The organism is Bacillus sp. CR71, from assembly GCF_003429245.1.
In the GTDB taxonomy this organism is placed as follows: Bacteria; Bacillota; Bacilli; order Bacillales; family Bacillaceae_G; genus Bacillus_A; species Bacillus_A thuringiensis_S.
In genome coordinates, this window is the sequence record NZ_CP031748.1 from 2,875,435 (window position 1) to 2,890,567 (window position 15,133).

Consider the following 15,133-nt stretch of genomic DNA (forward strand, 5'->3'; position numbering starts at 1 on the left):
CCTTAGTATATCTATGCTAAGGTTTTTAATTTGATCTTATTAAAGGATACTTATTTTCGTTTATAGAACTTAGTAAATACATAGATTTTACAATGAATTTACTAGTAAGGGAGGGAATATGAAATTCTCACTAATAATAGTCTTGAGAATATATTACATACAGTCAGTTTATGAAGCTAAAATGATTTCGTCTGGAGATAATTCGACATCTATAAAAATAAAAGGGACGAAACTTCAACATTTACTTGTAATGCTCCACCTTGTAATTGAGTCAAATGCTATAAAACCGAAGCTAAATTGGACGAATGAGGAATTTGAAAAGCACGTTAATTCATTAGAAGTAGAGGGGCTATTGAAACAAACAGGAGGGAGGTACTATCCAACATGTATGGTGATAACAGCTTGTGAAGGAAAAAAGCTTTATAACCTTTGTGAATCACTAATTAAACCAACACTTAAGATCATTGAAAATTACTCAAGTCAAATTGAAGCTATTTCAAAAAGAAACGACACGTTTAATCATTTATCTAAAGAATCGTATAGTCTTTTACTGTATAGTGGTATGTTATTAGATTTTGGACAAATAAATTACATGGAAGAAAAATATTAAAAAAAGAAATGACCTTTAAGAAATAAGAAAAGATATTATTACGCTATTCAAGAACAAGAACTAACAGATAAAGAGGCTTTCGGGATGTAGGGTAATACGTATTTAGATTTAGGAGAAGTTCAAATTGGTCTTTATGGAAATTCTAGATATTCAACATTAAATTTAATAACAGCAGATAACGAAACATTTGAAGAATATTTTCAAAACAATAATACTGATATTAATTATAAGAAAAAGCAATTAGTAAAAGGTTTCGTAGCAGCAGATAAACAAAAAGACTTACATTTAAACGTAGTTTACGAAAAATTAGGCTTATATCAAAATTCACAACCTGTTATCCCTGTATTTAAATCAACAGACTTATCTATACTTAACGAAATTGCAAACACAATCAGTAAAGATTTAGTCTTATTGTTTAATGAAAACGATAAACCTTTAAAAGAATACTTTGTGAGCAGCAGATACTCAAAAGAAATAACTTATGAAGAGTTTTTTATCTGGTGGTATCACTTTTTCTATACAAAAGTAACTGAAGAGTTAATAAAACAAGGTGTAATTATAACAAGCACACAAGAAAATCAAACGTACATAATCCATTATTAACTTTAAATTAAAGTGCTAATATACTTTTACAGATGTAGCAGCTGAATGGATAAATAATTATTAGTAAATAGAGGATAATCTGAAATTAAAATCTAATATAAAGAAAATAAGATATTTAAAGGAGAGAAGGATCTTGAAAAAGAAATTTATCAATCCAAAAACGATGCCAGCAACTTTTGGATACTCACATGTAGTCGACGTTAGTAACGCTAAACGAACAATTTACATATCTGGACAAGTAGCAATCAATACTGATGGTCAAATAGTTGGCCTGGGTGATTTAGCTACACAAACGCGACAAGTATTCGAAAATATTAAAAGTGCATTAGAAGCTTCGGAACTAACATTTAATGATGTAGTAAAATTAACATTTTTCTTAACAGATATTTCTCAGATGGCCATTGTTAGAGATATACGAGATCAATACATCGATACTAAGAATCCACCAGCAAGTTCAGCTGTAGAAGTTAGAAAGTTAATTAACGATAACTTATTAATTGAAATCGAAGCGATCGCTGTAGCAAATTAATTTTAAAAACGTATTCGCAATCATATCAATACAATTCGTTTAAAATGAACACATTAAACGAATTGTATTTTTTATTATTTAAAATCTAATTCATATCCGAAAATATTATTATCAATAGCTAATAAAGCGAATAACTACACAATCAGTCACACATTACTAATTCGGTGGAAAAGGGGATCATAATAACTCTAACTAACACTTAATAAGTTTATTACTTTTTTACAGTTAACATAATATATATTATAGGTAGTTATAGAGACAAAGCGATTACAGGTATCAAAAACCAAGTAAACTATACTTAATGAGACGGAACGGAGATTTTTAGTGAGATTCATATGAAATCTTATCTAAACAAATTTCTTCGGTTTTTATCGTTTTTATTTGTTATAAATTCATCACAGCAAATCTTACTCAATAATCGCTTAAGATTTAACGAATCCAAATCATTTTTGATCGGCAAGAAATTTTTATACAGAAAAATTATTTCTATACAAAATATAAATTAGTAATTTTATTTTATGTTTTACTTAATGAACTTATTGCTATTTGCACACGTTTTACAACTTTACATTATTTGTTGTTATTTCTGTTATTTAGGCTTGCCTTTCATTACACTCATTGTTTTTTATTCTAGTTAACATAACGCTTATTTTTAACATAAAAAATCCTCCTCACCTTCAGGAAGATTTTTTGTTTGCTATTAATTTATTTATATCTTCTAGTAACAATCCCAATTGTAAATGACATTGGAAAAATCTAGATTTAACAGCTCTTCCTTACGTATAAAGAAATTAGCAACCCCAGAATCGCCCCACATAATATTTAATGAGTCGTCTGTATCGATTTGCAGCAATAATATGTCATGTTGCTGGTATTTTTCTTCCCATTCTCTCGGATCTGTCTGTGTGAAAAATGGATATCCACCAATTTTATGTCCTTGATCTTTACATAAATCATCATACAGTTCGCCTAATTCTATATTATTTTCTTCATCAACAATCTCTTCCCAATCAATGTTATCACTAAAAATCATTTCAAATCGATAATCTCTTGGTGTTACTGGTTGATATGCCAACTCAAACTTTAGTTTTGCTGCTTCGGGTATGATAAAATTCTCTAAATGTAAAGTGTTTAAATAACTAAAATCAGTAATCACCTTAGTTAAATCCGCTGTGATTGTAGAATGATAAACAATTCGAAAGTCTTTTTGGCTTGTGGGATGATCAAAATCTGCTCCAAAAAGATCTTCTTCAGGACTTACGAAAAACTGTAACAATCCCTTTTGAGGCATATATTCAACATGCGGCATTTCTTCAAAGTTTAACTGCGCAAGTAGCATCATAGGTTGTCCATTTGAGTCTTTAGGATGCTCTTGATCTATAGGTAAATACGGATAACCACCAAACTTACTTTCAAAAAGCGTTGTCTCTGCTAATGTTCCAGACACTTTAACATACGGTTTCACACTTTCTTCTAAAATACTACGATACTGTTCTAGTTCTTTCGGAATTTGAAGTTGATACGTATTCTTCACTACATTTGCCTCCCTTTAGTAACGAATTGAAAATGCCTAACTTAATTATATAGTAAGCGATAGCTTAATTGAAAATCGTTAAAAATCCATTTTCACCCTCATTTTTTGCGCGCTTGTCGGACAAAGTAAATTATGCTCTAAAACCTTTTTATTGATAGTTCGAATTAATTCCGCTGCTTCTGCCGTATTTGTATTTTCTTTTAGTCTTTCTTTTAAATCTTCAATTTCTTTTGAAAGCTCAATCCACCTAGGCAAAATATGATTATTTGCTAAAGTTCTATAAAGTTGCTTTTCAGGATTGTAAGAAAGATCTTTATCGAGATTAAGAGGTTTACCTTTACCAGGTAAATTATCAAAAGCTCCTTTCTGTTCTGCTTGTTTAACGATAGAACTAATATGATCCTCATACGTATACGACCAAACTTTTTCATCTTTTACTAAAATCTCTTGTTTCTTTAATTTTTTATCGAGTTCTTCCTGATTCATAGATTTTCTCTCCTTTTTATTTTATAGTGTGGTTTTTATCTATTTCAAATCTTTCAATCCATCAAATAACTTTTTTCACCCTCACACGCTATCATGACCGTCTTGAAACTCTTCATAAGTGGTTTTGTACCCTTTATCTTTTAAAGCTCTATACAAGTGATTATTGGCCGTTAAAAGAGGTTTGTTTTCAAGTTGTCCTGCTACCATATAAAAGTGAAGTTGAGTTGCATTAGAATTTATAGATGAAATTTGATTTTCAATGCGAGGAATATCGTTTTCAAAAGTTAGTTCTTCTAGCTGATTAACATGATCTACAGCAATACATGGCGGTATTCCATTTTCGTAAATTAAATAATTGAGTGTTTTTGCGATTGAAGATTACTTAATGCATGGATTTTTATTAAAGACAATGAAATGTTCTTGAAGATGTGAAGTTTGAGAATAATTATGAGGTAGATCAAGATGTTTTGCCTTTGCTGCAATGTGGCAGTAAGGATATTTAATTTTGATAGAATGATATAAGAGTCTTGCTACACTTTTGTAATAAGACTCTTTAAATAAGTTATTTACTAGAATAATTGTCTATTGCTTGAATAGAAAGTTCAAACGATTTTATTCTTCTTTCTAAAAGCGTTCTTTGAGGACTCCCAAGCTTTGACTTAACGTAAATCTTTTCAATTGATGGAAGCAAACCAATCAGAACATTACGAGCTTCTGCTAAATCTTCCTGAGTATAATGATGAGTTTCTTGCTTCCAAACACTTTCTAACATAGCTAAGCCGATACTAGCTGCTTTGAGTCTTTTTTTCACTAAAGTAGTATTTGATCCTTTTTGAGTCATCTGTGATAAGGCATTTTCAAGTTTACTAATTGTTGACTGTAAAGATTTTATTGATTCTACTTTATCTATATTTGATACGTTTTTCATGTTAATGTTATCCCTTCTACGTTGCTAACTTGTTTTGTTTAATGTTCAATGAAATCCTTAAAAGCTTGATTTCACTCGAAATATTTTAACATAAATAACTAACTGTATTCGAGTTGGACAATAACTTAAAGCAAAACAGCTATTCCTCTCTCCTCCCCTGTATCATTCTATTATATGTACTTCTTTCTTCTCATTAGAATTCCTATATAAACTAATTGTTAATATTGAATGTTTTATGAACAAAAAACGTACAAGTAATGTAACCTGTACGTTTTCGCTTTTATTCAGTAAGGTAATAAAGTAATAGCTTCCTGGTCTTCTCATAACTTATGAAATCTCTATACAAAATGGGATAATTCACAATTTCTGTTTCTAGAAAACGATATTGCGGAAACCACTCAAAAAACGATTTTCTTAACCACTTTATTTGTTGAAACGTAATGTTCTGTTCGTTTCCATTTAGTACAGAATTTAAAGTAGCTGCTGTATGCATCCAATGATGATTAAAATCAGCGTTTATACAATTATCTTCGGTAAATCTACTTTCTAAGTTTCGCTGCAATTTTGCTGTAGCGCGATAAGGAAACGGTTTGTACAGCGGACTAGGCATTTTCTGCAATTCATTAAAAATAACCCTTTTTCCTAACTTCAACTTTCTCCTCCTTTATTTCTCTATCCAATTTAATAAGTTTTCATAATGATATTGAGCATCTATATAGCCAAGGTTATATAAATTAACAAGTTTCTCTTTATTTCTTTCTATTCCGCTTATTGGAAGCTGTACGCTAGGCTGAATGACATAAAAGTTGTCTTTTTGTTCTATTTGATTCATATAAGATATCGTCTCATTATAAAAACGATAATGTTCTACTAAAGATTCTGCGATATTCGGATATTTTCTATATAAAATTTTAGCCAGTCTAGAAAATTTATTCCGCTGCTTTTCGTATCCTTCTGGTTTTGTCATGATAACTACATTCTTTTCATAACCATCAGTTTGAGCTTTTAGAACTGGAATAGGATCTATAATTCCTCCATCTAACAACTTACGATTATCGTATTCTACAGCAGGTGCTATAAACGGAACTGAGCTAGATGCACGGATGATTTTTAAAATATCATTTCCATGTTCTATTTTATTATAATAAACAGCTCGTCCTGATTCGCAATCAGTCGTCCCTATAACAAATTGTTCATTACAGTTTAAGAAAGTTTGAAAATCAAACGGGACAATTTTATTAGGTACTTCATCAAATAAAAAGTCCATCCCAAATAATTCACGTTTTCGAATTAAATTTCGATAAGATATATACCTGTAATCTGATACTAGTTCTGTATTTACTTTCTTATTTCTCCCTTTTTGACGTGACAAATAGGTTGCCCCCATACAGGCTCCAGCTGATACGCCGACTACATACGGAAAGAATAAGTTCTTTTCCATGAAATATTCGAGTACACCTGCAGTATATAAACCTTTCATTCCTCCGCCCTCTAATACTAAACCGATATTCTTCATGTTATATCCCTCTGCTTCTTTTTTCTTAATTTCATATTAGCACAAGATTTTAAGATGAGGTTATATAAACTAATTACAACAATAACCAGAAACTACTAAAGTAATGTCATAATATCTTTGTGAGTAACATGTTACAATATAAGTAATTCATTCCACATATATTAAAGGAGGAATTTAATATGGGTTTATTTAGCGGTATTTTAGGAAATGCATCAAATACGAGTTCTGAAAGTGTAGAACGTGATTTAGAGAAGATTATGCTAGACGATGAAAAAGTAGAGCATGCTTATAAATTAATTCGTGATCTAATCGTATTTACAAATCGTCGACTTATTTTAGTAGATAAACAAGGAGTAACCGGCAAAAAAACAGAATACCATTCTATTCCTTATAAAAGTATTACACAATATAGCATCGAAACGGCTGGGCATTTTGATTTAGATGCAGAACTTAAAATTTGGGTGTCTAGTATGGAGGATCCAATTACGAAAGAATTTAAAGGTGACGATAGTATTTTAAGCATTCAAAAAGCGTTAGTGACATATACGACAAAGTAGTGGTTTTTTGTATTTTTATTCATTTCAGAAATTACTAACCCGAGTATTTTGGAAGAAAATACATCATTTTTGTATATTTAATCTAAAATAACATAAAAAGGTAAAGCGTGTTTTATATGCTTTACCTTTCTTTTTTGTAATAAATAAGTGTAGTTTTATCATTTAATTTCTTTATAACTTCTGTTCTTTTATACTCCATCTTTTCATACAAAAAACAATTTTTCTCTTCTTCTAAAATAGTAGCAAGTTCCCAGCTCGTTGCTTCAGGAAACATTTCCTCAATTAATGTAATCACCTTTTGAGCAATTCCTTTTCCTTGATAACCCGGATGAATAAACATTGGACTGATCCAAAATTTAGAGGGTGTTTCTTTTTGTGAAATGCATATCGCTCCAACAAGATTCATATCCACTATTATTTTATAGAAGCCACCGTTTACTTGATTTATTCTACAAATAGTTTTTTCGATAGTTTCATTTGCTGGATTTGTTTCATAGTCTTTATATTTATGTAATAAAGGGCTAAATGAGTCTATTTGCATTTGAAATATAACTTCTACATCAGTTTCTGTCGCCTTCTCTAATATAATATCCATGTTACCAATTTAGACGCTTTCTTAAAGAAGTAATATGAGCGGTATGATGACGACCATGCCATGCGTATAGTCCTATTGCAACAGCAAGTTTTGTTTCACCAGTTTCAGGATGGTTAAATGTCTTTTCTAAATCTTCAATTTCTAGAGAATATAAAAGGTTAACCCATCTTTTATGTAATGAATCTAGCATTACTAGTGAAACATCTACCGGTAATTTTGAATCGGGTAACTCTGCCCACTTCTCTTCTTTATACGGCTTAATAGTTGGATTCTTTTCTGTCAGTGCTAATTTAAAGCGTATGTAGCTATTCATATGGCTATCAACGACGTGATGAACTACTTGGCGTACAGTCCAACCTCCAACGCGATATGGTGTATCTAACTGCTTCTGATCTAAATCTTTAATTGCCTTTGTTAGTTCATGTGGTAAATCTTCAATTTCTTGAATCCATGTATCAATCATTTCTTCCGTTATAGGACGTTTGTATGTAAATTGGCCAATTGGATAACGCAAATCATTCATGAATAAGTCCTCCTTATTATAAGCGCGAAGTATTTCTCCAAATATAATGTACAAACTTCACATGTTCTCCATTTAATTCTACAGATGTTGTATCTGATTCGTTTTGATAAGAAGAAAATCCGCTTTTTTCTAGTACAATTTGTGATGCGAGATTATTAGTCGTTGTTTTAGCATAAATGTCAGTAATTTCATTATTTTTCGCTACATCTAAAATTAATTTTACGGCTGCTGTTGCAACTCCTTTTTTAGTAAATTTTTCTCCGACCCGATACCCTAGTGAACTAATTCGAGTTTCCGTATCTATATCTACTAAATTGATTCGCCCTACAATTTCTTTTTCTTCATTACGAATTAAATAAAAATAAGAATCTCCATCCGCTTGTTCTATTAATAAATCGTCTAGTAGTTTTTGGAAATATTCAAATTCAAAATATTTCGAGCCACGATTTGGTACCATTGTTTCAAAAAAAGATTTATTCGTAAGTTCAAACGTAAATAAATCCTTAACATCTTGTTTCTTTAGTTGCTCTATGTATATTTCCATCTCGTATTCTCCTTCTTGATTTACTAACTGTTATACATTCTTTTTTAATCAATTATATTCCTGCTATTTCTTTCGATTAAGCAATACAGATAGTAGCACTTTCGGATGAAAAAGATGAAATGGACTACGAATTAAATTCATCACTCGTACTAATCGAATATAAACATCAGAATTACTTGCGGATAGTCGATATATTTGTTTCGTATACCATAGCTGAAATTTTTGTTTTGTAGTTAATTCTCTCTTTAGCTGCGGGTGACGTGATATTTCTGTCGTTGTCATATCCCAAGGGGTTTCTATTATATTAGCTGTCTTTTTATAAAATTGTTGTGTAAATGTTTTATCAAGCTGTTTTCTGCCTTGCAGAAGTAATTGCAACTGGTGAGCCTCCATAGCAGCAACTGATACGCCTTGGCCGAAAACGGGATCAAAACGACATTGCGCATCTCCAACAACTAATAAGCCTTCTGGTACATTATTCACTAAATCAAATCGCCGGCGTACTTGATAAGGAATTTTGTATGTCTTTATATCAGTAATTCCCTCAGCCTTGTTTAGGAAGTTTGTAACATTAGAAATTGATAGGTTTTCAGCAAAATCATAAAACTCATCATCTGTTTGTGGTGCTTTCTCATTTGCGTATCCACTGAAAGTAACAAAATAACGATTATCTTCTATCGTTTGAATAAGAACGCCATAAGGGTTATCAGGGAAACTCGGAGACATTAGCATATTACAACAGTCTAACTCCTCATTTTCTTTAAGTTTGAACATTTTCGTTGCGTAAAATAAATCAATACGAACTTTCTCTTCTTTTACTTCAATTTCGTATTCTCGTAGCCATTCTATACTTTTTGAGCCAAATCCACTCGCATCAACTACAAGATCTGCATGAACTTCTTCTTGTGTGTCTGTCTCTAAATATTTAACTTTTACTCCACACACTTTGTTAAGCTTTGCATCTACCAATAACCCTTTAACCAATGTTTCATATTTAATAGTAATATTTGAAATTTGATGTATTCGTTTTTGAATATGCCATTCTAGCAAAGGACGACTTTGTTGAATCATATGTACTTCCCCTATGAACGGTTGTTTCCATAGACCGAATTGATGCCATTTCAAATCACGCGTAAAGTTGTTTATAATACTACCCGCTTCTATTAATTCGTTCGTAATATTAGGAAACAATTCTTCAATTGCGTTTTCTCCACCTTTTAATAACACGTGAGGATGATTACTTTGTGGAACTCTTTTTCTCGAAGACTTTCCATCCCATCTTTCACCAGCTTCTATAATGATTACTTCTTTAAAAGAAGTTGATAATGCTTTTGCTGCAAACTTTCCTGCCACACTTCCACCAATAACGATAGCCGTATTAAACATATTTTCCCCCTTAATAAAAAGAGATCCTGCCTTGTATGAATGAAACAGGATCTTAAACTAATTAACTTCTTTATCATTATACTTAAAATACATCAGTAAATTGCAACATTAAAATTAAAATACCTAATCCCCATACGTAATACGCGAATACTTTTAAGGAGTGACGTTTTAAATATTGAATCATCCATGAAACGGCTATGTATCCAAAAAACGCTGCTGATAACGTTCCGACAATTAAAGATGTACTAGAAATAGATTCTGCTTTCCCTTGAAAAACGTCTACAAATTGCAAAATAATGGCTCCGACAATGGCTGGCGTTGATAATAAAAAAGAAAAGTAAGCAGCAGTTTCACGGTCTAACTGCCTCCATAATGCAGCGACGATTGTCATACCAGAACGAGAAATCGCTGGGAAAATAGCAGCCGCTTGAAATGAACCGATAATTAATGCGTCTTTATATGTGATGTCATCCATTTTTTTACGACCATTCTTTTGTTTATCTGCCATGTAGAGAAAGAATCCGCTCACTAAAAACTCCCAACCGATCGTGATTCCTGTTTTTGAAATATCTTCAAAGAAGTCTTTAAACAATAAACCAATAACAACTGCAGGTATCGTCCCAACAATAAGTAATAACATGAGCTTTGAAAATGGGTTTTTAATTAAATATATAAATTCTTTTTTGTAATAAATAAACACTGCAAGTAAAGTCCCAATATGCAACATCGTATCTAAAAATAAGCCTGCTTTATCTAATTGAAATAAATGCCTTCCTAAATAAAGATGTCCGGTACTACTGATTGGTAAAAATTCTGTTAAACCTTGAATTATACCTAATATGAAAGCTTCTAACCAATTCATGATGGTCTCCTTTCTCTTTTGCTTGTACCAATATATGAAGGTTAAATTTTCGATATGAAAAAAACTATATTTCTCTATGAATTTACTTTTAATTTATGGATATATATGTAAAGAGAATTAAGGAGGGTTATTATGTGGAAGCACACAAAATTCGGTAATGTATTACTTTGGGTAGGCCCTATCCTTGTATTTTTAGGACTATGTATGACAAATGTTATTTCAGATATTCCTTTCTTTGAGGGAAAACATAAAACGCTTGGTATTGTACTTATATTTATAGGGATATTCTGTTTTATTGTGGCTAATCATTTGAAAAAAGGAGAAAGATATGAAGAATAAATCTAAATAAAAAACAATCCTGGCATATTAGCTAGGATTGTTTTTTATTAATGTTCATTATTTGTAGAATACTTTATCAACGTTATATTTCGCTTTATATTCATTAATGATATATGTTTCGTAAATTTCTCTTTCTGTTGGATCTTCTACGATACATGCATCAATGCGGTATACTTCATCACGGTGATTTTTAATTGGTGAAACATTATCTTCAAAATGCTTCTTAATACGTTGTCTAATTTTACGAGCTTTACCTACGAAAAGAAGTTCGTCATTAATATTGTAAAACATAAAAATGCCGCCTTTATCTCTAGGGAACAAGTGAAAATCGATAAATCCATTAATTGGAGTAATGATTGGCTCGTCTCCTTTAATAACTTGTTTACGTTCAGTAATTGTAACATCAACTTCAGGGATACTAATTTTAATCAAGTTCATTCACGTCCTCTTTTATTATAAAGATAAATAATAGCATACATAAGTAAGAAAAGCTATGTTCAGAGGCATATTTCATTTTATAATTCAAATATTATAGGTGTATCATGTAAATTGTTCTTCCAAATCATATGATCACTGGATTCGCCCCAGTAATCTTTCAATACATAGCTAGGTTTTCCAAACTTTTTCGTCCATATACTTTGCGCATTTTTATATCCACTATCTAAACAATATTCTGTTATCCCTCTGCTAAGTAATGTAAGAAACATTGTATGTAGTAATAAACTCCCTATTCCCTTTCTTTGATACTCCGGAAGTATGAATACAGTTCCTATTTCATACAAATTTTTAAGTACACCACCTGTACAACTATTAATCAATGTACTTGCTGGACCAATTTCGATTGTTCCAATGATTTTATCGTTACTTGTATCAATTGCTAATAAAAAGTAACGACTTTCTCCGTTACTATCAAAATCACTTTTCAAATACTGCTTTTTTGAGTTAATTTCATTTTCTATGTCATCCAATAATTGTGACAATCCTTCATTTTTGTATGTATTCGTAATAACTATCCGGAAAAATAAATATAGTTCATCTACATCATTCAAATTTGGTCTTCTAACTGCAACGTTAGTCATGAATGCATTCTCCAATCTTCATTATGCCATTGTCAATACAACACTTTACATAATCTATTCATCATTATTCTGCAAAAACCTGCATAAATCCAGCAGTATAGAAAGCTCAGTATAAATATTGATAAAATAATTTTTATGTCCATAGTTGTATGAACAGTAGGACCAAGTACCGGAAAACGGAAAACATCGAGAACGATCATAATCCCTATAAGTAGACAAGTCGCTGAAAAGGAAACAATCCAAATTCTCCTCTTGAATTTTAAAAAGGCTAGTCCTAAGGCTAGACCTAATAAGCCTGTAGTAAAAGGAAAGACAATTAGTTCACTTGGCTCAATAATAAATAATAGAAAAATAGTAAGAATATAAGAAAGTATTCCCTCACGAATAGAATAGAGAATAGCAAAAAAAATCGGCAATGTCGAAAATGGACTAATGAGCAAACCTATACCAGGAATTAAGTTCCCCGCTGCTTGAAACATGGTGGCCAATGCACTCATCAAAGCTGTAAGTACTAACTTATTCGCAAGGGACAAGTTTCTTTTATGAACAAAGCTTATATCATGCTCTATCATCAGTTGATACCAATAACGTACAAAACGATTCATTAAAATACCCCCTAAAGATACCTCATTCATTACTTTCTATATTATTCGTACACATATGGTTTATGAGTTACTTTCTCCAAGTTAATAGATGCTAATACATTGAAGATTTTTAGGGGGACAAGTTAAGTCTTGCGTTTTGGAAACAGAATAAATTCCTTATGTTTTTAGACTGAGCATTTGTATCGTATCAAGGAATAATTTCAAAAATGGTACCTTTGTTAAAATCAGTTACTTTCATAGAACCGTAAACTCCTAAATATAACCTAGTTTGAGCCGAATTTGTTCCTAAACTCATATAATAAGCTGCTTGCGTACCAAAATCATAATTGGTTTCAATAGCATGAAAGTCAGCATGTTTACCGTCTGTACCGGCTCTAGTATAAGCTAAAACACCCTTAACTGGCGGTCGAGAATCTTCTTTCTTAGCAAGGTCGGTAAAAACAACGCTACCCGTTAAATTTGAAATTGCATTTCCCATATATGGCTGAACTCCTGTAAGTGAAGTTCCTCCAAACTTATCGGTTCTAAAATCTTTATGAAAATAACTAAGTAGAGGCAGAATACGCTTCACTGAAGTTTGTATTGTTTCATCATAATAAACTATTGTTCTCTCATCCAAAGTCTGATTTTCGGAACAATGTCGTATAAAAGAAGTAGGTAAATCCCCTTCCCATCCTCGCCACCCAAAATTGATAAAACCATCTTGATTGGGAGTTAACCTCATAAAATGCATTTGAACAAGTTCTGTAACTGGTATAGGTTTATATTGAACAAATGAAAAAATAGACTCTACAATATCCTGTCCGACATTTCCGGTGTATTTGATATATTGATTATAAAACCTTTGAAATGAAATGCCGGTTATATTACGTACTCCTTTTGCAATTACTGTAAGTGTTTCTTGTATAGATAAAGGAAGGTCATTAAAGCGTGTAACTACAGGAGGGTTATTTATAAATGTATTTTTATTTACATCGATTTCAATTATTTTTCCTGCTATTTCTAAATCATCTTGGCTTAAATTAAATGGATCATAACCTGATCCGCCATCTCCATTTGTAAAAACAAGTTTTCCAGTCTCAGGTGAAAAGTTTAAACTATTGACTCCGTTATGATTAAAAAATGGTCTTCTTACATTCAGTAATGTTCGTCGCTTTTGAGCTTGGCCGTTAGATTGTAAAGTCCATTCTTCCACTGTATCAATGTGATCATATTGCGTATTTCTATTAACCCACTTTAAATTTAACGTTTTAGGGTCACAAGGATTCGGTTTAAATTGTTCAGAAAGTGCACCTGGACCTTGAGTTCCGGCTACTGAATAATGAAGATAAAATAAACCGTTTTGATAAAATTGCGGATGAAATGCAAGTCCTAGTAATCCTCGTTCATCATAACCGCTACTAGAAACACCTTCTTCAGATGTACCTAATTTAATAATTAGGTGACGCATATCTAAAAATTTTTTTATAACTCCGTCCCCTATGTAAAAAATCTCTCCTAATTGAGTTGCGATAAATAGTCTTTCGGTCGATTCACCTGGAAGTATCGTTGTTTTCAATACGGTTGGTAAATTTACGTTATGAACAATGGGTCGTAAATTAACTTTAACTTTTGTCAATTAACTGTACACCCCTTTTTCTTCTTTTTTATAGAAGAATATGATTAGAGTAGTTCTGTTAGTATTAAATAAGTCGCATTCCTTTTTATTACAATTTTGTATATAATATAAGTATCAATATACTGGGGGACTAATTATGACACTCTTATTACAAATCATCGTACCACTTATATGTGCAATATACTTATTTACCCTCTATCATAACGGGACGTATGGATCAGCTTCATTTATTTTAGCAGTCATGATAGGAATTTTCGGTTTAGAGAATATTTTTCAATATGCTAGTCTAACAGATCATACTATTTATCCATATTGGGGAAGTTTGAAGGCTGTTGTTATCGTTTTATCAGTCGTATTTCTATTTAAAAAAGGTGGTTTAACAGGGAAATATTGATTTTTAATGAGGTACATGTTTTCTTGTTAAATTGCTTTTATTTTATAAAAGAAGAAATATTTATGTAAAAACAAGAAGGGATGTGATACATATGTCTATAAATATTATTTCAATAGTCTCTATCATAATATGGATTGTGTTAATTACAGAACTTATAAAACCTTCAAAAGAACAGAATGGACGAAAAATAGTAACTTTAGTAACTGCTGGTTCCGCATCAACACTAATTTTGACGGTTTCATTTATTCAAAATATCCCGTTTTGGAATTGATAGTGATATAACAACCAAAAATATGTATAAATAAAAAGATTAGGATTCACTCCTAATCTTTTTATTTTGGGGTAGCACCACATCGCTATCAAGCTAAGCTTATGCAAAGTCAATTTTAGGCGAGATTGTTTCTTTTTTCTAAGGGGCAAGTTTA

Annotated in this window: 18 protein-coding genes and 2 pseudogenes; 6 read left to right on the forward strand and 14 right to left on the reverse strand. The window is 31.4% G+C overall.

Annotated features, from left to right (window positions below; translation table 11 throughout):
- The first annotated feature begins 123 nt into the window (after window positions 1-123).
- Window positions 124-1,213, forward strand: a pseudogene (locus DOS87_RS30205) (hypothetical protein).
- A 133-nt stretch (window positions 1,214-1,346) separates the two neighbouring features.
- Complete coding sequence (locus DOS87_RS14360; RefSeq protein WP_098853229.1) at window positions 1,347-1,742, forward strand: RidA family protein; 396 nt, start codon at window positions 1,347-1,349, stop codon at window positions 1,740-1,742.
- Window positions 1,743-2,460: 718 nt separating this feature from the next.
- Here the strand turns inward: DOS87_RS14360 and DOS87_RS14365 are convergent.
- The 5 genes and pseudogenes from DOS87_RS14365 to DOS87_RS14385 form a co-directional block, all read right to left on the reverse strand.
- Window positions 2,461-3,276: a YwqG family protein gene (locus tag DOS87_RS14365; RefSeq protein ID WP_000799798.1), complete on the reverse strand. Its 816-nt coding sequence runs from the start codon at window positions 3,274-3,276 to the stop codon at window positions 2,461-2,463.
- A 78-nt stretch (window positions 3,277-3,354) separates the two neighbouring features.
- Window positions 3,355-4,227 (reverse strand): annotated as a pseudogene (locus DOS87_RS30515) (DnaJ family domain-containing protein); the annotation flags it as partial.
- Window positions 4,228-4,324: 97 nt separating this feature from the next.
- Window positions 4,325-4,690 (reverse strand): hypothetical protein, encoded by a 366-nt coding sequence (locus tag DOS87_RS14375; RefSeq protein WP_000800304.1) that lies wholly within the window; start codon window positions 4,688-4,690, stop codon window positions 4,325-4,327.
- A 280-nt stretch (window positions 4,691-4,970) separates the two neighbouring features.
- Window positions 4,971-5,342 (reverse strand): YxiJ-like family protein, encoded by a 372-nt coding sequence (locus tag DOS87_RS14380; RefSeq protein WP_000765972.1) that lies wholly within the window; start codon window positions 5,340-5,342, stop codon window positions 4,971-4,973.
- A 12-nt stretch (window positions 5,343-5,354) separates the two neighbouring features.
- Window positions 5,355-6,206 carry a patatin-like phospholipase family protein gene (locus tag DOS87_RS14385; RefSeq protein ID WP_000789282.1) on the reverse strand — a complete coding sequence of 284 codons (852 nt, stop codon included), beginning with the start codon at window positions 6,204-6,206 and terminating at the stop codon, window positions 5,355-5,357.
- A 179-nt stretch (window positions 6,207-6,385) separates the two neighbouring features.
- Between DOS87_RS14385 and DOS87_RS14390 the strand changes: the two genes are divergently transcribed.
- Window positions 6,386-6,763, forward strand: a complete 378-nt coding sequence (locus DOS87_RS14390) for a PH domain-containing protein (protein ID WP_000522474.1) — start codon at window positions 6,386-6,388, stop codon at window positions 6,761-6,763.
- Window positions 6,764-6,884: 121 nt separating this feature from the next.
- Here the strand turns inward: DOS87_RS14390 and DOS87_RS14395 are convergent, their stop codons facing one another.
- The 5 genes from DOS87_RS14395 to DOS87_RS14415 all read right to left on the reverse strand — a co-directional run bounded on the left by DOS87_RS14395 (window position 6,885) and on the right by DOS87_RS14415 (window position 10,673).
- Entirely contained in the window at window positions 6,885-7,358 is a 474-nt protein-coding gene (locus tag DOS87_RS14395) for a GNAT family N-acetyltransferase (RefSeq protein ID WP_000351398.1), read from the reverse strand.
- A 1-nt stretch (window position 7,359) separates the two neighbouring features.
- Window positions 7,360-7,881: a YfiT family bacillithiol transferase gene (locus DOS87_RS14400; protein WP_000999062.1), complete on the reverse strand. Its 522-nt coding sequence runs from the start codon at window positions 7,879-7,881 to the stop codon at window positions 7,360-7,362.
- Between the two features lie 16 nt (window positions 7,882-7,897).
- Window positions 7,898-8,425 carry a GNAT family N-acetyltransferase gene (locus DOS87_RS14405; protein WP_000409250.1) on the reverse strand — a complete coding sequence of 176 codons (528 nt, stop codon included), beginning with the start codon at window positions 8,423-8,425 and terminating at the stop codon, window positions 7,898-7,900.
- A 63-nt stretch (window positions 8,426-8,488) separates the two neighbouring features.
- A complete protein-coding gene (locus tag DOS87_RS14410; RefSeq protein ID WP_098578580.1) occupies window positions 8,489-9,811 on the reverse strand; it encodes an FAD-dependent oxidoreductase in 1,323 nt (440 codons plus the stop codon).
- Between the two features lie 82 nt (window positions 9,812-9,893).
- Window positions 9,894-10,673, reverse strand: coding sequence for an undecaprenyl-diphosphate phosphatase (locus tag DOS87_RS14415; RefSeq protein ID WP_001104287.1), 780 nt, complete (start codon window positions 10,671-10,673; stop codon window positions 9,894-9,896).
- 132 nt (window positions 10,674-10,805) lie between these two features.
- Between DOS87_RS14415 and DOS87_RS14420 the strand changes: the two genes are divergently transcribed.
- Window positions 10,806-11,012: a hypothetical protein gene (locus DOS87_RS14420; protein WP_000265474.1), complete on the forward strand. Its 207-nt coding sequence runs from the start codon at window positions 10,806-10,808 to the stop codon at window positions 11,010-11,012.
- A gap of 57 nt (window positions 11,013-11,069) precedes the next feature.
- Here the strand turns inward: DOS87_RS14420 and DOS87_RS14425 are convergent, their stop codons facing one another.
- From DOS87_RS14425 to DOS87_RS14440, 4 genes are all read right to left on the reverse strand, one after another.
- On the reverse strand, window positions 11,070-11,450 hold the full coding sequence (locus tag DOS87_RS14425; RefSeq protein ID WP_001048947.1) for a nucleotide excision repair endonuclease: 381 nt from the start codon (window positions 11,448-11,450) through the stop codon (window positions 11,070-11,072).
- A gap of 77 nt (window positions 11,451-11,527) precedes the next feature.
- The gene (locus DOS87_RS14430; RefSeq protein ID WP_000185962.1) at window positions 11,528-12,091 is read right to left on the reverse strand and encodes a GNAT family N-acetyltransferase; all 564 of its coding nucleotides are present in this window, start codon (window positions 12,089-12,091) and stop codon (window positions 11,528-11,530) included.
- A 32-nt stretch (window positions 12,092-12,123) separates the two neighbouring features.
- A complete protein-coding gene (locus DOS87_RS14435; RefSeq protein WP_001079230.1) occupies window positions 12,124-12,696 on the reverse strand; it encodes a hypothetical protein in 573 nt (190 codons plus the stop codon).
- A 187-nt stretch (window positions 12,697-12,883) separates the two neighbouring features.
- Window positions 12,884-14,314, reverse strand: coding sequence for a PQQ-dependent sugar dehydrogenase (locus DOS87_RS14440; protein WP_000169959.1), 1,431 nt, complete (start codon window positions 14,312-14,314; stop codon window positions 12,884-12,886).
- Window positions 14,315-14,450: 136 nt separating this feature from the next.
- Between DOS87_RS14440 and DOS87_RS14445 the strand changes: the two genes are divergently transcribed.
- Window positions 14,451-14,708 carry a hypothetical protein gene (locus DOS87_RS14445; protein ID WP_000173569.1) on the forward strand — a complete coding sequence of 86 codons (258 nt, stop codon included), beginning with the start codon at window positions 14,451-14,453 and terminating at the stop codon, window positions 14,706-14,708.
- 91 nt (window positions 14,709-14,799) lie between these two features.
- On the forward strand, window positions 14,800-14,979 hold the full coding sequence (locus DOS87_RS14450) for a hypothetical protein (RefSeq protein ID WP_000026325.1): 180 nt from the start codon (window positions 14,800-14,802) through the stop codon (window positions 14,977-14,979).
- Window positions 14,980-15,133: the final 154 nt, after the last annotated feature.